The sequence below is a fragment of the Bacillus sp. RE35 genome (assembly GCF_052146655.1).
Taxonomy (GTDB): Bacteria; Bacillota; Bacilli; order Bacillales; family Bacillaceae_G; genus Bacillus_A; species Bacillus_A cereus.
This window is the reverse complement of record NZ_CP197377.1, coordinates 896,539-911,408: the sequence shown is the minus strand read 5'-3', so window position 1 is coordinate 911,408 and position 14,870 is coordinate 896,539. Positions and strand designations below refer to the sequence as shown.

Sequence of the window (14,870 nt, the reverse complement as noted above, 5' to 3'; positions counted from 1 at the left end):
TTCTTTATTGTTTCTTATTTCACTTCATAAATCTTAGATAGATCTTCAAACATTGTGACAGGAATTGCTTTCGCTTCTTTTAATCCATCAAACTTTTTATCTACTGCAATAACTGCTTTCGGATACGCGATTGGTAGATAAGGTACGTCTTCTCTAGCTGTCTCTTGAATTTTATGGTATAGCTCTGCGCGTTTTGTTTTATCTGTCTCAACTGCAGCTTCTTCCCATAACTTATCGAAATCAGCGTTTTTATATCGTGCATAATTGTATTCAGCATTGCTTAAGAATAAGCTCTTATATGAATCTGGCTCAGGTCCCATTATGTAACCACCAAATGTAATGTCATATTCTTTATTCTCTTTATCTAAGCCTTTTTCACTTGCCGCACTAGCATCTAATGCATTTAGTTCAACTTCTAAGCCAACTTCTTTTAATTTTTGTTGTGTATATAACGCTAAGCTTTCCATAATTTTATTATTCGTTACATACATCACACGTACTTTTTCTTTATCTTTCACGCCAGCTTTTGCTAATAAATCTTTCGCTTCTTTTTTATCATACTTATAGTCTTTAATATCTTTCGCATAATACATAGCGTCTGGCGTTAAGATTGAATTTGCTGGTTCTGCAAATTCACCTGAAACGAATGCTGAGTTAATCATTTCTTTCTTATCTAACGCATGTGCAATTGCTTGGCGCACTTCTTTTTTCTTCATAAGCTCCGTATTCATGTTATAAGATAAGTAGAATAATCTACCTTCAGGGAATGTCACCATTGAGAAGTTCCCAGTGCTATCTAATTTCTTAAAGTCTTGTGGCTCAATCATCTTCATGTTGATTTGACCATTTTGCAGTGAAACATTTGCTGTATTACGGTCTTTTACAACGCGGTATACGATAGAGTCTAATTTAGCTTTCCCACCTACATAATCATCAAATCGATCTAATGCAACGTACTCATCTGATTTATACTCTTTAAACTTAAACGGTCCTGAACCTACAGGCTGTAAGTTTTTCTTACTCTTCGCTAAATCTGCTTCCCCTTCAAATACATGTTTCGGAATTGGGAAGAAATCATTCATCACACCTTCGAAAGATGCGCTTACTTGTGGTAAAACGAATTGAGTTGTTAACTCATCTACCTTTTTCACCTCAAGGGGTTTCCCTTTAAAAATAAAGTTTTCACGACTTGAGCTATTTTGCTTCTCATCCAAAATAGATTGGAATGTAAATGCTATATCGTCTGACGTAATTTTCTTACCATCATGCCATTTCAAATTATCTTTTAACTTCAATGTCCACGTTAATTGATCTTCTGAAGGCGTAAAGCTCTCAGCAAGAACAAACTTTTTCTTACCGTCTTCCATATGATATAGCGGCGCATATAAAGCTTGCTGCACAGTTAATGACACACGATCATTCGCATAAAGCGGATTCATCGTATCTGGATTATCGCTAACACCAATCGTTAACGTTCCTCCATCTTTCGGAGTCCCTGATTTACTAGTGCCCGCTTGCTTTGAAGAATCTTTTTCCCCAGAACAAGCCGCTAATGCAATAAGTAGTATTAGAACAAATGGTAATGCAAATAACTTCTGTTTCATCTTTCGGCCCCCTCAAACTAGTTATACCCATAAGAAAACTCGGAATTAATCCCGAGTTTTCTTATAAGTTTTAAATTACCACTACCTGTATGTAAAGTCAAACTTTTTCGTAAAAATGGAAAACTCCCCTACCTCCATCATTAAAGTAAAATTAAAAACTAAAATCCTACAAGAAATCTCTCTAAAATAGTTGTTATATATAATCAAAAATGTAGAATGGGATTGAAGATAAAAAACATTTTAAGGGGGATATTATGACGTTTAATGAACTGAAAAAAAACAAACCAACAACCCAATGGATTGAGAATGATGAAGATGGAGAATTTTTTACTGAAGAAAATATAAGTGCAACAAATAAAGTTCTTGATACTTACATAAATAATTTAGAGCAATTGGGAAAAAATCCAACTGAATTTGAAATAATGCATGTTGTTAAAGAAGTTGTTCTTAACATAAATGAATTAAATGACGAACATGACCATTTTATCGAAACAATGGAAAGAGAAGATCTCTATGAATTTATCGATACAGCAGCACGAATAGCTGGCTTAGAATCCGAGGAAGATATAACAGAAGAATGGCGTGAATGGTAAAAAGTTGCATCTCTAATAATTAGAGGTGCAACTTTTTCATATACCAATTGAATGAATGATTTGATGTCCGCGCAGAATTCATATATTTCAACATAATATTAAAAGGCTTCAATTATAAATACTAGCACACCCATCCTGACAAAAAAGACCACCAAAAGGCAGTCTCAAAACTCAATCTTATTCCCTACTCCTTGCTCCAACGCTTTCTCATACAAATACTTCGCAACGATAATATCTACTACCGCCAAACCAACTGATTTGAAAATAGTAATCTCTTCATCATTTTCGCGCCCAGCTTTTTCTCCGCTTATAATTTGACCAAGTTCAGCGTGAATGGCGTTTGCTTTGAATAGACCTTCTTTTATCGGAACTTGAAGGTCTCCTGTTTCGTCTAGTGCTGCTTCTTTTGATTCGACTACTACTTTGTTTGCTTTCGCTATGGCATGTGAGGGTAGTTCTTGCATGCTTGGTCTGAATGAGCCGACGGCGTTTACGTGGACGCCTTTTTGTAGTGTTTCTGAGAAGACTGGTGTGGTTGCGTTCGTAGTTGTGACGATGATGTCTGCTTCACCTATTGCTTCATTTGAATCTCTGTAGACGTAAGCTGGTTTGCCTAATTTCTCTTGTATATATTGCGCAAATGCATATGCTTTTTCTTCTGTGCGATTGTATAAAATGAATTTTTCGATATCTCTAACCGCAAATATTGCTTCGGCCATTCCCTTCGCTTGTTCACCCGTTCCGATAATGCATAAAGTTTTTGCGTTATGACGAGCTAAATATTTTGTCGCTACTCCTGATAAGGCGCCTGTTCGGATCATCGTTAAGTACGATCCTTCTAAAAGTGCGAGCGGTTCTCCCGTTTGAAAGTCTAATAGCATCACAATCCCGTTGATCGTTTTCTTTCCTACCTGTTTATTTTGCGGGACTACCGTTACTATTTTTACTCCAAGTGCCTCAAGCCCTTCCGCTACTGAAGGCATAATTAATGCCGTATTTTGCTCGTTCGCAAATGGTAATGAGCCTCTTATTGGTGTAATCGTTCTTTCTGCGGAAAATTCTTTTAAAGCAAGCGCCGCGTATTCAATAACTTCATTCATATTTACTAAGTTTCTTTGTTCGTTCGCGCTTATAACTAGCATATCTTTCCACCTCCTCCTTCTATCCCGTATTAACGGGCAGTAAGACTCCCATCTAAAAATTCGGTTGGACAAAGAAGTTACACGGGAGATCAACTGCCCGTAAAAACCCGATTGGTTCAACTAATAATCAGTGGGGAACCCCTCCACTGATTAAAGTTTCACTTTATCCTAACAAAAATCCCCGTTTCAAATCATCTCTCGGATCTACAACGAATTGATGAAACCCTGTAATAAATGCATGCCCCGTTACTTTCGGAACGACAGCTTCATATGTACCTACCACTGTTACCGACAATACTTCTCCCTCGAATTTCCCATCAGTAATGCATTCGTGGACGAAGATTTCTCCCTTTTGTAAGGCATCTTTTTCAAAAAGAGTTGCGATTCTCGCTGAAGTTCCTGTACCGCAAGGAGAACGATCTACTTGCCCATCAGCAAAAATCGTTACATTTCGTAGCGTAGCACCTTTGTCTTTCGGTTCATCTGAAAAAATAACGCCGTATATTCCTTTTAAACCTTCTTCAAGTGGATGCTTCACTTCCATTTTGCTCTCTATATAATGTTTAATTTTACCGCCCCACATTTGAATAGCAGATAAATCTTTGAAATCAACTTTCAAACCAAATTCTTTACAATCTACTACAGCGTAAAATGCTCCTCCAAACGCGATATCTACTTGAAATTCATAGTTATCTATTTTAATAGGAACGTCCTTTTTGTATACAAAGGAAGGGACATTTTCAAATGATACAGATTCTACTTCACTCCCGTTATATGTTGCATACGCAATAACTTCTCCTGCTGGGCTATCAATAATGAACTTTTGTTTTTCACCCTTTACTTCAAACATGCCTGTTTCAATTCCAACTGTAATGACAGCAATAATGCCATGACCACACATCGTACTCCAGCCTTCATTGTGCATAAATAACACACCAAAATCAGCGTGAGCACTTGCAGGCGGGGTAATAATACAACCATACATCCCGTGATGCCCCCTCGGTTCATACATCAGAACTTCACGAAGGTAATCCAAATGTTCCATGCAGTAGGCGCGTCTTTCCAGCTGCGTTTCTCCTTTTATTTTTGGCACACCACCCGTAATAATTCGAAGCGGCTCCCCAGCTACGTGTGCATCAATCGTTGTATATATTTTACTAACCTTCATTTCAATCTCTCCCCTATACGTTGATACTATTTCCAACGCAAGTATCATGCCAAAGCGTATAGCATTACTTTTTTCAAATCCCCTCAGCAATGTGTATTCTTTTTTCAACAAATTCATATACAACTGTCTACTTTTTTATACACGGCTTGGACGTTACGTTATAAAACACCTCGATAACTTTGCAATTTCACTGGTACACACATGCAAAATTCCTTTTACCATTATTATTTTCAATGTAAAGTTACTTCGTCCCCCAACATATACTGTTCAAAAGCAAAAAGGAAGTGATCCCATGTATTACGGAACAAAGGGCTGGTACGTAGCTGAACTAAAAAAATTAGGCGTACGCTATCATGAAGGACGAAAACTAGAAAGTTACCGCGGACACATATTACGCAATTTATTAATCGCACAACAAGAAAAATTAAAAGAACAGTAACATTATAATGTAACGATACCGACGATTCTCGGAATATATCAGCGATTCAACACAATATATCGGCGATTTGCCATGGAATATCGACTTACCGACAAATCCCGCTAATTCATCTATCTACACCACCAACCAATCACACATCAAACTACACTAAAAAGGTCACCCGAACGGGTGACCTTCCTTTCTTATTCACAAACAAGAATTTGTCTAGTAAATGACCCTTTTCTTGTAATACAGCGATCTGTAATTTCAAATCCTGCTTCATGGATCATGTCATCCATTGTTTCCATCGTGACAACGACTACTTTTTTCGCGATGCGGCGTGCACTTGAAAGAATGGAGAGCTGGTCTTCTGGTGTGGCATGCGTAAATAAGTCATACGGCATATCGATAATGGCAACGTCATAGTTCTCAGTAATTTCCTCGATTGGACCTTTTGTTACTGTTCCTTCAAATCCGAAATGTGCGATGTTTTTTCTCGTTCCAAGAACTACAAGTGGATTTATATCTCTACCAACGATGTTAATCCCCATAGAAAGTGCTTCTACTACTACTGTTCCAATACCGCAGCACGGGTCAATTGCTCGTACTCCCTCTGGATTTGGTACAGCGATATTTGCAACTGATCTCGCAACACGTGTGCTAAGTGATGTCGAATAGCTATGCGGTTTTTTTATGTGATGATACCAAACTGGTTCGCTTTCTACATAGTGCCCGAAGTACCAGCGTCCTCCAAGAGGAACAATCCCGAATACACGCTCTGGATTACGAACATCCGCTTCTCCTTCAATATGCATGCCGAGGTCTCGTTCAATAAGACGTCTTTCTCCGTATTCAATTTTATTCTCCCCAACGAGGTCATTGATTTTAACGAAGATAACTTTAAATGTCGCTCCCGCCAAATCAATTTGTTCCACTTGTTTTAAAATGCTTTCTAAGTCGTCCCCTTCATACATAACTTCAATTCGCTCTTTCATAAACGCACTTCTACTCGGGTCAATTTTGACATCACTTTTTAAAATATTAACATGGGACTCCATTCCAAAGAACGAGCGCATTTCCAAGTAACATAAAGCACGCTCCTCCTCACGAAATGCATACGTATATATACAGGCAGGTGTTTTACTATGATTATTCAATCTATTATCATCCTCTATCGTTTAAAATTGTTCTAATTACAATTACTCAAATACTTTTGTATATAAAATTAAATGATATCATATGCCGGAAATAAAGAGAAACGTTAATAAATAAAAGAGACTGCCAATGGCAATCTCTTATTATTTATTAACGGAAAGAAGACACGTTGTTACCCATTTCTTCATAGTAATCTAAAATACCTTGATAAATAGCTTCCGCTGCATTTTGTCTTTGCGCTGGTGTAGCTATTTTATCTGCATCACTTTTATTATCTACAAATGCTAATTCTGCTAATACAGCTGGCATTGTATTTTCTCTAATTACGTATAAATCGCCTTTTTTCACACCACGATCTTTTGTCCCCAGTGCATCTACAAGACGCTCTTGAATTTTTTCTGCTAATAAACGACTTTCTGATACATTAGGATTTGTTCCTCTTGCTGTCGCTGATTCATAGTAGAACGTTTCTGTACCTTGTCCATTTTTCTCTTCCGTGCCATTACCATGAATACTTACAAAAATATCCCCATTATTTTTTTGAGCAAATTCTACACGTTTCTTTAAAGAATCAGGACCACTTGTTCCTGGACGTGTATCATCTGTACGAGTGAATAACACAGTAAATGGTGTCTTTTTCTCAAATATTTTCTGTAATCTCAATGATACATCTAATACAGTTTCACTTTCTTTCTCATAATAACCTGGATTACCTGAATCAACTCCACCATGACCTGGATCAATGATAATCGCTTTTCCTTCTAAGAAGTTACCTTGCTTCACTGGGTTTAATTGATTTTTATTAACCCATTGGAAACCAGCGCCCATGCGGATACGAATCCAACTGCCGCTCTCTTCAATAACAGTTACTTGCTGTGCGTTATGTGTTCCCATTACTTTTGACGAAGAAGAAGCTTCTGCATAAGTAGTGAATCCTTCATTAATAACTTCTGTTTTCTCTACTAAAGGTGTCCATTTATCACCGTTACTTGTTGCAATTTTGATCCATCCATCTCGTTCTTCTTTAATTTCAACCATTTGTGGATTATGCTGATTTGCACTAATCCCAGAACTTAATGATGGTGCGTGATATGTAATGAATTTTCTATCTATGTACATTTTCTTTGTTTCTACTGGACGATCACTATTCTTGCTAAATTTATCTGTTTGCGCAGTAAGCTGAGCTGCTTGTTCACGCGTAATAGAATCATTCGGTTTCCAGCCATTCTCTGTACCTAAAGAAAGTTTTAATTCTACTAAAATATTAACTTCTTCTTTACCCCAATGATTCTCTAAATCAGCAAATTTTGTAGGAACTGGTCCTGTTACTTTGCTCTTCAGATTATATGCTCTTACAAGCATAGCTGCCATTTCAGCACGAGTTACTTTTCCTTCTGGATCAAATACTCCTGGTTCTCGTCCCTTAATAATATTCTCTTTTTCCATGGCTGCAATAAATGAAGCTGCCCAACTATTTTTCGCATCATTATAAGACGGCTTTGCATTTGGATCTACTTTAGCACCAATTGCTGTTGCGATAATCTTTGCTGCCTGGGCACGTGTTAAATTTCCGTATGGCATAAAGTTACCATCTGGCATACCGTTAATTACATTTCTCTCTACTAAATAATAAATTGCGTCTTTCGACCACGCACTATCTGAAACATCAGGAAATTTCTTCGTTTCTGCTAAACTACTAATTGGATGTGCTAGTAAATTTGCTGCTAATAAACCTGCGGCTATTGCTTTGTACTTCATGAAAAATAAATCTCCTCTCAAAACTTCATATTCATACAATTTTTTTAATCAAGCTAACTAAAAAATATTAACTATTAATTAATTCCTTTCATAGTGTATAACATTATATATCTATAGTAAATACGTTTCCGGCCGTATAACAAAAATCGCATATATATAACTTATAATGAATGTATATAAAAAAACTTTAATCAGCCCTCACCAATCGGGCTTTTACGGGCAGCCCGGTCCCCATCTAACTTTTTTGCTTTCGCTGAATTTTGAGGTAGGGGTCTTACTACTCGGCAAATAGCGGGATAAAAAAGCGATTAGGACATGTCTCCTAATCGCTTTGCCAAATAAAAAGCTGATTAAAAATAATATCTTTAATCAGCTCTCTATTATCTATGAAATTATTCTTCAATTAAATTAGACATTACATATGCATACACTAATGCTTCTGTATGCGCAATAGAACTTTCATGTGTACGTTCAAATGCGTGAGAAGAATCAATACCCGCTCCAATTAAAGCGTGTTTCACATCAAATCCCGCGCGAATCGCAGCTGATGCATCAGATCCGTAGTATGGATAAATATCTACTTTATATTCAATATGATTCGTTTTCGCAAGCTCTACTAAATGTTTACGCAGTGCGTAATGATACGGGCCGCTAGAGTCTTTTGCACAAATAGATACTGTATATTCATCAGATGTTTGTCCATCACCTAACGCTCCCATATCAACTGCTAAGTATTCAACAGTTTCTTCTGGAATGTTAGAATTACCACCGTATCCAATCTCTTCATTATTAGAAATTAAGAAATGCGTCGTATATGGTAATGTTACGTTTTCATCTTGTAATCTTTTAATTAATTTTAATAAAATCGCAACACTTACTTTGTCATCTAAATGACGGGATTTTATGTATCCACTCTCTGTAATTTGAACGCGCGGATCAAATGAAACGAAGTCTCCTACTTCAATTCCTAATTCGCGTACTTCATCAGCTGAAAATACGCGCTCATCAATACGAACTTCAATATTTTTCTCATCGCGTTTTGCTTCACCTGCATCTTTATATACATGTACAGATGTTTGATGCATTAAAATTGTTCCTGTATACGTCTTGCCACTTGATGTTTCAATTTCGCAATATTCCCCTTCTACGGAGTTCCAGCGAAATCCACCAATCATAGAAAGACTCAGGCGACCGTCAGGCTTAATTTCTTTTACCATCGCACCTAACGTATCAACGTGTGCCGTTAATAAGCGGTGCTGTGCATCATTTTTCCCTTTTACCGTTAAAATAAGAGCTCCCTTATTATTACGTTTCGTTTCTACGTTCCACTCACTGACATAGTTTTCAATGAAATTAATAATTTTTGCTGTATTTCCAGATGGACTTGGAATAGAGACAAGCTCCTTAATCAGTTCCATCGTTTCTTTCGCATGATGTGCCATTGTCGTTTCCTCCTCTTTTTCTCTACTATTCAGTATACAAAATTCACCAGAAAACCTCTACTTATATAGCTTAATTTTCTAAATTGTAGTAAAATTCTTTTTAGTATATAAAAGGAGTTATAAAATATGAATATATCAAAAAAATATATACACATTGCACTCATTTGGTTTTTAGCATCATTATTTTGTTTACAAATCTCTTATGCCATTCACACTACTACTTCTATTACAATCGGCTGGATATTAACAGCTATCTTCTTCATTATTAGCTTCATTGCAACAAAAAAGCATAGCGTTACTCATTAACGCTATGCTTTTCCTATAAAACTATTCTTCTGAAACGTCTAATAAATAAATCCCTTTTTCAAATCCACCGCGCTCTACTTCTTTTTTCTTACGAAGGCGTTCTACATCTTCAATCGATGCACCTTCTGCACGTGCTAATGAAATGATAACTTCTAGCGCATCCGCAAGAGAATCTAGCGCATGTTCGCGTTCTTTCATAGAAGCAAATTCACGAATTTCTTCCGTTCCAATTTTCGCTAAAGCTTGTATGTAGGCTTGACCTGTTAATTTTTGTGCTGTATATGTTTTTCCAGACATTAAAATCTTCTCTGGAACACGATCTCTTACTAACTTGTTATATGCTGACATCATTCATCCTCCTATATTTAATAACATCCGAGCTCTGCTTTATAGAAAAACCATTTTTTCTTCACGCATGCACTTAACATATCAATTCCTGATCCATGTGCTCTTACATGTGGAAAGAAATAGTGCTCTAAGTCTTGGTCCTTACCATATAGAGTTTGATACTCATCTGGAATCGCTTCTTTTTTCACATCTTTTTCTTTCGTCACCCCGTCAGAAAATGCAACACTTGGATGTCCCTCAAAAAATAACGCAGTCCGAACTGCCAAAGATGGTGTACTATGCAAAGCAGAATATGTAAGCAAAATAATAGTGATAACACCGATCATTTTCTTCATGTATTACTCCTAAAAAAAAGTGCTAACACAATTATACTAAAATGTGTTAGCACTTTCTCCCCTTTATCCCGAATTAACGAGCTAATAATCAGTGAGGAATGGACAAACTTTATTCCCCTTTAAATGCTGGTAAACGTTTCTCTAAAAACGCAGCAATACCTTCTTTATGATCCGCTGTTTGTCTCATTGCATATTGACCACGCTTTTCTAATTGCAATGTTTGCTCTAAATTAGAACGATTTACTTCACATAAAATTTGCTTCGTTTGAATCATTGCTTTAATCGGCTTTTGTGACCATTCATTAATCTTCTGCTTCACAGCCGTTTGGAAATCTTCGCCGATTACTTCATCAATTAAGCCGATATCAAGCGCTTCTGTCGCTGATAATTTCTTACCTTCCCAAATAATTTGCTTCGTCATATTTTCACCGACACGCTTTTGAAGGAAGAAATGACCGCCTCCATCTGGAATTAAAGCGATTCCAATAAAGTTCATTGCAATAACAGATGATATATCCGCCATTACATAATCAGCTGTTAACGCAATACTTAATCCAAGACCTGCAGTTGGTCCATGAATTGCACTAATAACAAGCTTTGGCATCGTATATAATGTCACGACAACTTCAGAAATGGTATTCATAATACCATCAAACTTACTTTCATCATTACTTGAAAGCATCGATTTAATATCCCCACCCGCAGAAAAACCACGGCCGTTCCCGCATAACACAACGATATGCGCAGAACTTTCCGCTACTTCTTTCAACTTTTGTAATAACTCTTTTAAGGTCGGCTCATCCAACGCATTTAACACCTCTGGGCGATTGACCATAACCGTTGCAACGTGGCCTTCATATTTCACAACGACAGATTCTGTTTTACTTGTTATTTCCATTATATATACCCCTCTTTTCTCCATAAAGATTATACTTATATAATTATAGAAAACCACTGAAAAATCCTTCTTTTTTCTCAATTTTCTGTCTAATAATCTCGCAATTTGTACATATACCGTATAAAACATACAATTCCGTTGAAAAATATAGAAATTAAAGTCGGTTTATCCATGCTTTTCATCTATTTACCATTACAATGAAATGGTGTATTCTTAAGTTTGATAAAAAAACAAATATTGAAATTCATTCGCCTTACTATGTAAAAAAGGCTTTATACCCATCTTTTGGGTGTTGTAATAAAGGAATGAAGAACTGGAGGAACATATGGTTAATAAGTTGAAACAAACGGATAACTACTTCCCACATTTCCTATTGCTATTCATTGTGTTTCAACCAATTTTAGATTTATTAACATCTTTTTCAATCTATATACTACACATGAGCGCAACAGTTGGAGTTGTAGTCCGTTTCGCCTTTATGCTTCTTGCATTAGGATACCTACTTCTTCATCACAAACAACAAGATGCGAAAAAGTACATCCTCTATTTATGTTTACTCGGAATCGCACTCGCAATCGGTCTTGTAAATAATATGATGGTTAAATCTCCAATTTCATTTGGAGAAGAAGTTAAATTTATCTTAAAGAGCGTATATCCAATTGTGCTACTGTTTGGATATATTATCGCCTTTAAAGAGCTAAAAAATAAAGAGTATGTATTTCATAAAATCATTACATATTTCTTATATGCAACTTTAATTTTAAGCATCACAATGATTGTCGCAATGCAAACTGGAACGGATTTCCCAAGCTATCCTCACTCAAAAATCGGTTCAAGAGGTTGGTTCTTCGCTGGAAATGATTTAAGTTCTCTTTTCGCCATTATGTTCCCAATCATTGTCTTATATTCGATTCATAAAACAACTTCTTTCTCAAAAATATATTACTGGATTCCAACAATACTTGCGATGTATGCAAGTATTATGGTCGGAACGAAAGTCGGATATGGCGCAATTGTTATTACATTAGGCGTAGCACTTTTCTTCTCATTCATTGAATATATGATAAATCGTAAAAAAGAAGGAAAAGGATTCACACATATTGTAAATACCGTTGTTGCCGCTGTTATACTAGGAGGTTTAATTGCTCTTACACCACATACTCCTATCGCAAAAAATATGGGCATTCACATGCAAATATACGAATACAAAAAATCAGTACAAGAAGAGAAAGATCGAAAAGAAGGAAAAGTAATTAAAGAAGATCCAGAAGATGAAAAAAAACATGCAAAAGGTGAACTTACAGATTCTGAAGTAAAAAGTTTAATTTACAGCGATCGCGACAAATTCTTAAAAACATACAAACAGTACTATAAAGACGCACCGCTTTCACAAAAACTATTCGGAATGGGTTACGCTGGTAACTACACAGATAAAATTAAATTAATTGAAATGGACTTCCATGACCTATTTTTCGCATTTGGAATTGTCGGTTTCCTTATTTACTTAATACCACTTCTATACTTTGGTATTACATTATTCATCCGCATGATCACAAACTTTAAGAAAATCATGACCGTAAAGTATATGCTATTAGCGAGCACACTCATTCTATCACTTGGCATTGGCTTTATGTCTGGCCACGTATTAACAGCGCCAGCCGTTAGCATTTTCTTCGTTGTTATACTCGCCTATATCATTGTTGATTTTGAAATTGAATAGAAAGAAGGTGCTACGAAATATTAGTAGCACCTTCTTTTTTATTTAATTAATGTTTTACGTATTCTAAGCTTTCTTTTGCAATATACGCTTCTGTTACAGTAGGATTATCTGAAATAACTTTAACCCACGCTTTTCCATTTATTATTTCTTCACCAGTAACTGTGACAACTACATTTGTATTTAAACGATACAGTCGCTCATTTGATATACTAGGATTCTTTTTCACTTCCACGTTATTCATCACACGTGCAAGTTTGTACTTGTTGTATTCTTTTTTACCTAAATAAGAATCAAAACGGTTCATATGCCCCGCTACTTTTTTACCCCAGTTCGCATCAGATGCATATTTCGCATTTAAACCAGCAGCTTTATCACCTGTATATGTTGCTGTATAACGCCAATGTCCTGGATTTAAATATCCTTCATTCATGTATAATTTTGCTGCGTGTTCAATACAATCTTCTTTTGAATTAAATGCTTCCCCGTTACCATATGGGCTATCGTCTGTTGCTTTTAAACCAAATAAATTATTTTTGTCTTTTGCAAGAGCGCTTGTTCCATAATAACTTTCATGAATTGCTAATGAATATAAGAATAATGCATTTACATTATACTTGCTTTCTACTTCTTTAAATTTCTTTCCTAAACCAATTAATGGAGAGTCTGGCTTAATCGATTTCACATAACTATCTAGTTGTTCAGCTGTATAATCTGTTTTCGAACGTAATGATAAATAATTGAAATATTGATAGAAAGTTTCGTCTCCGAATGTCTTTCCATCTACACTATACATTTGCTGTCCTTGCTTCATGAAAGAAGGTGCCACACCATATCTAAATTCTGTATATCCAGGTGAACTTGTATTATATGTATAATATTTATGGTATAAATATCCATCTGATTTCACATAATAAGACGACTGTTTCATTTCATTGGTAGGAATTAAAGTGATTTCATTCTTCTTCACATAACCTGTCAAACCAGAAAGTTGAACTTTCACACGATCTTCGCCAACTTCTAACACTTTCAATTCTGTTCCATACTGAATATACGTATATACTGTTGCTAAATTCTCATCATAAATATTAATGATGTTTTGCCCAGTTATTCTTTTCGCACTTGCAAAACCATCTTTAATCCATAAAAATTCGTTCTCGTATTTTACCGCATTCATACCTTTATTTTGAGCAGCGGTAACCGCTTCTTTATACGTATTATAGCGCTCTAGTTCTTGCTCTGTTCCGTTTTCTCTTACATTTGTCACAACATATTTCTTAGTTTCTACAGGATTGGTATTTCCGTTTTTTTCAATCGTCTGAAGCATGCGATCCAACATAGCTGAAGCCATTCCTCTTGTAGCTGATAAATGTGGTCTAAATGTATTATCTTCTGGATACCCTTTAATAATTTGAGTAGCCACCATAACTTGCACATGCTCTTTATAGTTAATACTATCTTTGTCAGTAAAGGTAAGCGGACTTACAGCTACTTTAATATTTTTATAGTCTAACGCTCGCTTTACCATGATCGACATTTCTTCACGTGTAATCACATCATTTGGTGAGAATGTCTCGTTCGTACGACCATTAATAATTTTCGCTCCATATGCTCTACTTACACCATCATATAAACCGTAAGTCTTCGGCACATCCTCGAAATTCGAATCAGCTTTCGGTAAATTTAAAGCCCTTGCTATGAATGTAGCAAACTCTGCTCTTGTTACTAATTTATCAGGCGCATATACATTGTCCCCATACCCCATTAAAACTCCTTTAGTAATAAGTGAGCGCATATTCGTCTCAAACATATGTCCTGTAATATCATCATTTGCCGCATAACTTGAAATAGGAGTTAAAAGTAATGATCCCGTTAATGCCACTGCTGTTATACCTTTTGAAAAAGTCTTCAAGGTTATCCTCCTCGTAATCTACGAATTTATTATCACAAATTTGATTATATAATAATCACAATCATTTTAGCATA

The 14,870-nt window shown here is 36.0% G+C and carries 14 protein-coding genes; 4 read left to right on the top strand and 10 right to left on the bottom strand.

Annotation, left to right across the window (positions count from 1 at the left end; translation table 11 throughout):
• Window positions 1-14: 14 nt before the first annotated feature.
• Window positions 15-1,604: an ABC transporter substrate-binding protein gene (locus ACTL4X_RS04695; protein ID WP_151639779.1), complete on the bottom strand. Its 1,590-nt coding sequence runs from the start codon at window positions 1,602-1,604 to the stop codon at window positions 15-17.
• 254 nt (window positions 1,605-1,858) lie between these two features.
• On the opposite strand from ACTL4X_RS04695, the gene ACTL4X_RS04690 reads away from it, so the two are divergent.
• Window positions 1,859-2,197, top strand: coding sequence for a hypothetical protein (locus ACTL4X_RS04690; protein WP_086401404.1), 339 nt, complete (start codon window positions 1,859-1,861; stop codon window positions 2,195-2,197).
• Between the two features lie 164 nt (window positions 2,198-2,361).
• Here the strand turns inward: ACTL4X_RS04690 and ACTL4X_RS04685 are convergent, their stop codons facing one another.
• Both ACTL4X_RS04685 and ACTL4X_RS04680 read right to left on the bottom strand, forming a co-directional pair.
• Window positions 2,362-3,339 (bottom strand): ornithine cyclodeaminase family protein, encoded by a 978-nt coding sequence (locus ACTL4X_RS04685; protein ID WP_078385740.1) that lies wholly within the window; start codon window positions 3,337-3,339, stop codon window positions 2,362-2,364.
• Between the two features lie 163 nt (window positions 3,340-3,502).
• A complete protein-coding gene (locus ACTL4X_RS04680; protein ID WP_078385741.1) occupies window positions 3,503-4,507 on the bottom strand; it encodes a proline racemase family protein in 1,005 nt (334 codons plus the stop codon).
• Between the two features lie 208 nt (window positions 4,508-4,715).
• Here ACTL4X_RS04680 and ACTL4X_RS04675 point away from each other — a divergent pair, with 208 nt between their 5' ends.
• Window positions 4,716-4,946 (top strand): YflJ family protein, encoded by a 231-nt coding sequence (locus ACTL4X_RS04675; RefSeq protein ID WP_100910561.1) that lies wholly within the window; start codon window positions 4,716-4,718, stop codon window positions 4,944-4,946.
• Window positions 4,947-5,128: 182 nt separating this feature from the next.
• Here the strand turns inward: ACTL4X_RS04675 and ACTL4X_RS04670 are convergent, their stop codons facing one another.
• The 3 genes from ACTL4X_RS04670 to ACTL4X_RS04660 all read right to left on the bottom strand — a co-directional run bounded on the left by ACTL4X_RS04670 (window position 5,129) and on the right by ACTL4X_RS04660 (window position 9,280).
• A complete protein-coding gene (locus tag ACTL4X_RS04670; protein WP_001059319.1) occupies window positions 5,129-6,082 on the bottom strand; it encodes a TRM11 family SAM-dependent methyltransferase in 954 nt (317 codons plus the stop codon).
• Between the two features lie 148 nt (window positions 6,083-6,230).
• Entirely contained in the window at window positions 6,231-7,838 is a 1,608-nt protein-coding gene (locus ACTL4X_RS04665) for an N-acetylmuramoyl-L-alanine amidase (protein WP_078385743.1), read from the bottom strand.
• 392 nt (window positions 7,839-8,230) lie between these two features.
• Window positions 8,231-9,280, bottom strand: coding sequence for a M42 family metallopeptidase (locus tag ACTL4X_RS04660; protein ID WP_063535748.1), 1,050 nt, complete (start codon window positions 9,278-9,280; stop codon window positions 8,231-8,233).
• A 126-nt stretch (window positions 9,281-9,406) separates the two neighbouring features.
• Between ACTL4X_RS04660 and ACTL4X_RS04655 the strand changes: the two genes are divergently transcribed.
• Entirely contained in the window at window positions 9,407-9,586 is a 180-nt protein-coding gene (locus ACTL4X_RS04655) for a hypothetical protein (protein ID WP_001027083.1), read from the top strand.
• A 21-nt stretch (window positions 9,587-9,607) separates the two neighbouring features.
• Here ACTL4X_RS04655 and ACTL4X_RS04650 read toward each other — a convergent pair whose 3' ends face one another.
• The 3 genes from ACTL4X_RS04650 to ACTL4X_RS04640 form a co-directional block, all read right to left on the bottom strand.
• Complete coding sequence (locus tag ACTL4X_RS04650; RefSeq protein ID WP_063220038.1) at window positions 9,608-9,934, bottom strand: nucleoside triphosphate pyrophosphohydrolase; 327 nt, start codon at window positions 9,932-9,934, stop codon at window positions 9,608-9,610.
• Window positions 9,935-9,951: 17 nt separating this feature from the next.
• Window positions 9,952-10,269, bottom strand: coding sequence for a hypothetical protein (locus ACTL4X_RS04645; RefSeq protein WP_151639778.1), 318 nt, complete (start codon window positions 10,267-10,269; stop codon window positions 9,952-9,954).
• Between the two features lie 109 nt (window positions 10,270-10,378).
• A complete protein-coding gene (locus ACTL4X_RS04640) occupies window positions 10,379-11,191 on the bottom strand; it encodes an enoyl-CoA hydratase (protein ID WP_001999174.1) in 813 nt (270 codons plus the stop codon).
• A 301-nt stretch (window positions 11,192-11,492) separates the two neighbouring features.
• On the opposite strand from ACTL4X_RS04640, the gene ACTL4X_RS04635 reads away from it, so the two are divergent.
• On the top strand, window positions 11,493-12,887 hold the full coding sequence (locus ACTL4X_RS04635; RefSeq protein WP_071740896.1) for an O-antigen ligase family protein: 1,395 nt from the start codon (window positions 11,493-11,495) through the stop codon (window positions 12,885-12,887).
• Window positions 12,888-12,933: 46 nt separating this feature from the next.
• Here the strand turns inward: ACTL4X_RS04635 and ACTL4X_RS04630 are convergent, their stop codons facing one another.
• A complete protein-coding gene (locus ACTL4X_RS04630) occupies window positions 12,934-14,796 on the bottom strand; it encodes an S-layer homology domain-containing protein (protein ID WP_071740897.1) in 1,863 nt (620 codons plus the stop codon).
• Window positions 14,797-14,870: the final 74 nt, after the last annotated feature.

Coding starts and splice junctions, on each gene's coding strand:
- ACTL4X_RS04665 (WP_078385743.1), bottom strand. CDS start 7,838: ATGAAGTACAAAGCAATAGCCGCAGGTTTATTAGCAGCAAATTTACTA.
- ACTL4X_RS04645 (WP_151639778.1), bottom strand. CDS start 10,269: ATGAAGAAAATGATCGGTGTTATCACTATTATTTTGCTTACATATTCT.
- ACTL4X_RS04655 (WP_001027083.1), top strand. CDS start 9,407: ATGAATATATCAAAAAAATATATACACATTGCACTCATTTGGTTTTTA.
- ACTL4X_RS04680 (WP_078385741.1), bottom strand. CDS start 4,507: ATGAAGGTTAGTAAAATATATACAACGATTGATGCACACGTAGCTGGG.
- ACTL4X_RS04640 (WP_001999174.1), bottom strand. CDS start 11,191: ATGGAGAAAAGAGGGGTATATATAATGGAAATAACAAGTAAAACAGAA.
- ACTL4X_RS04635 (WP_071740896.1), top strand. CDS start 11,493: ATGGTTAATAAGTTGAAACAAACGGATAACTACTTCCCACATTTCCTA.
- ACTL4X_RS04660 (WP_063535748.1), bottom strand. CDS start 9,280: ATGGCACATCATGCGAAAGAAACGATGGAACTGATTAAGGAGCTTGTC.
- ACTL4X_RS04690 (WP_086401404.1), top strand. CDS start 1,859: ATGACGTTTAATGAACTGAAAAAAAACAAACCAACAACCCAATGGATT.
- ACTL4X_RS04650 (WP_063220038.1), bottom strand. CDS start 9,934: ATGTCAGCATATAACAAGTTAGTAAGAGATCGTGTTCCAGAGAAGATT.
- ACTL4X_RS04685 (WP_078385740.1), bottom strand. CDS start 3,339: ATGCTAGTTATAAGCGCGAACGAACAAAGAAACTTAGTAAATATGAAT.
- ACTL4X_RS04695 (WP_151639779.1), bottom strand. CDS start 1,604: ATGAAACAGAAGTTATTTGCATTACCATTTGTTCTAATACTACTTATT.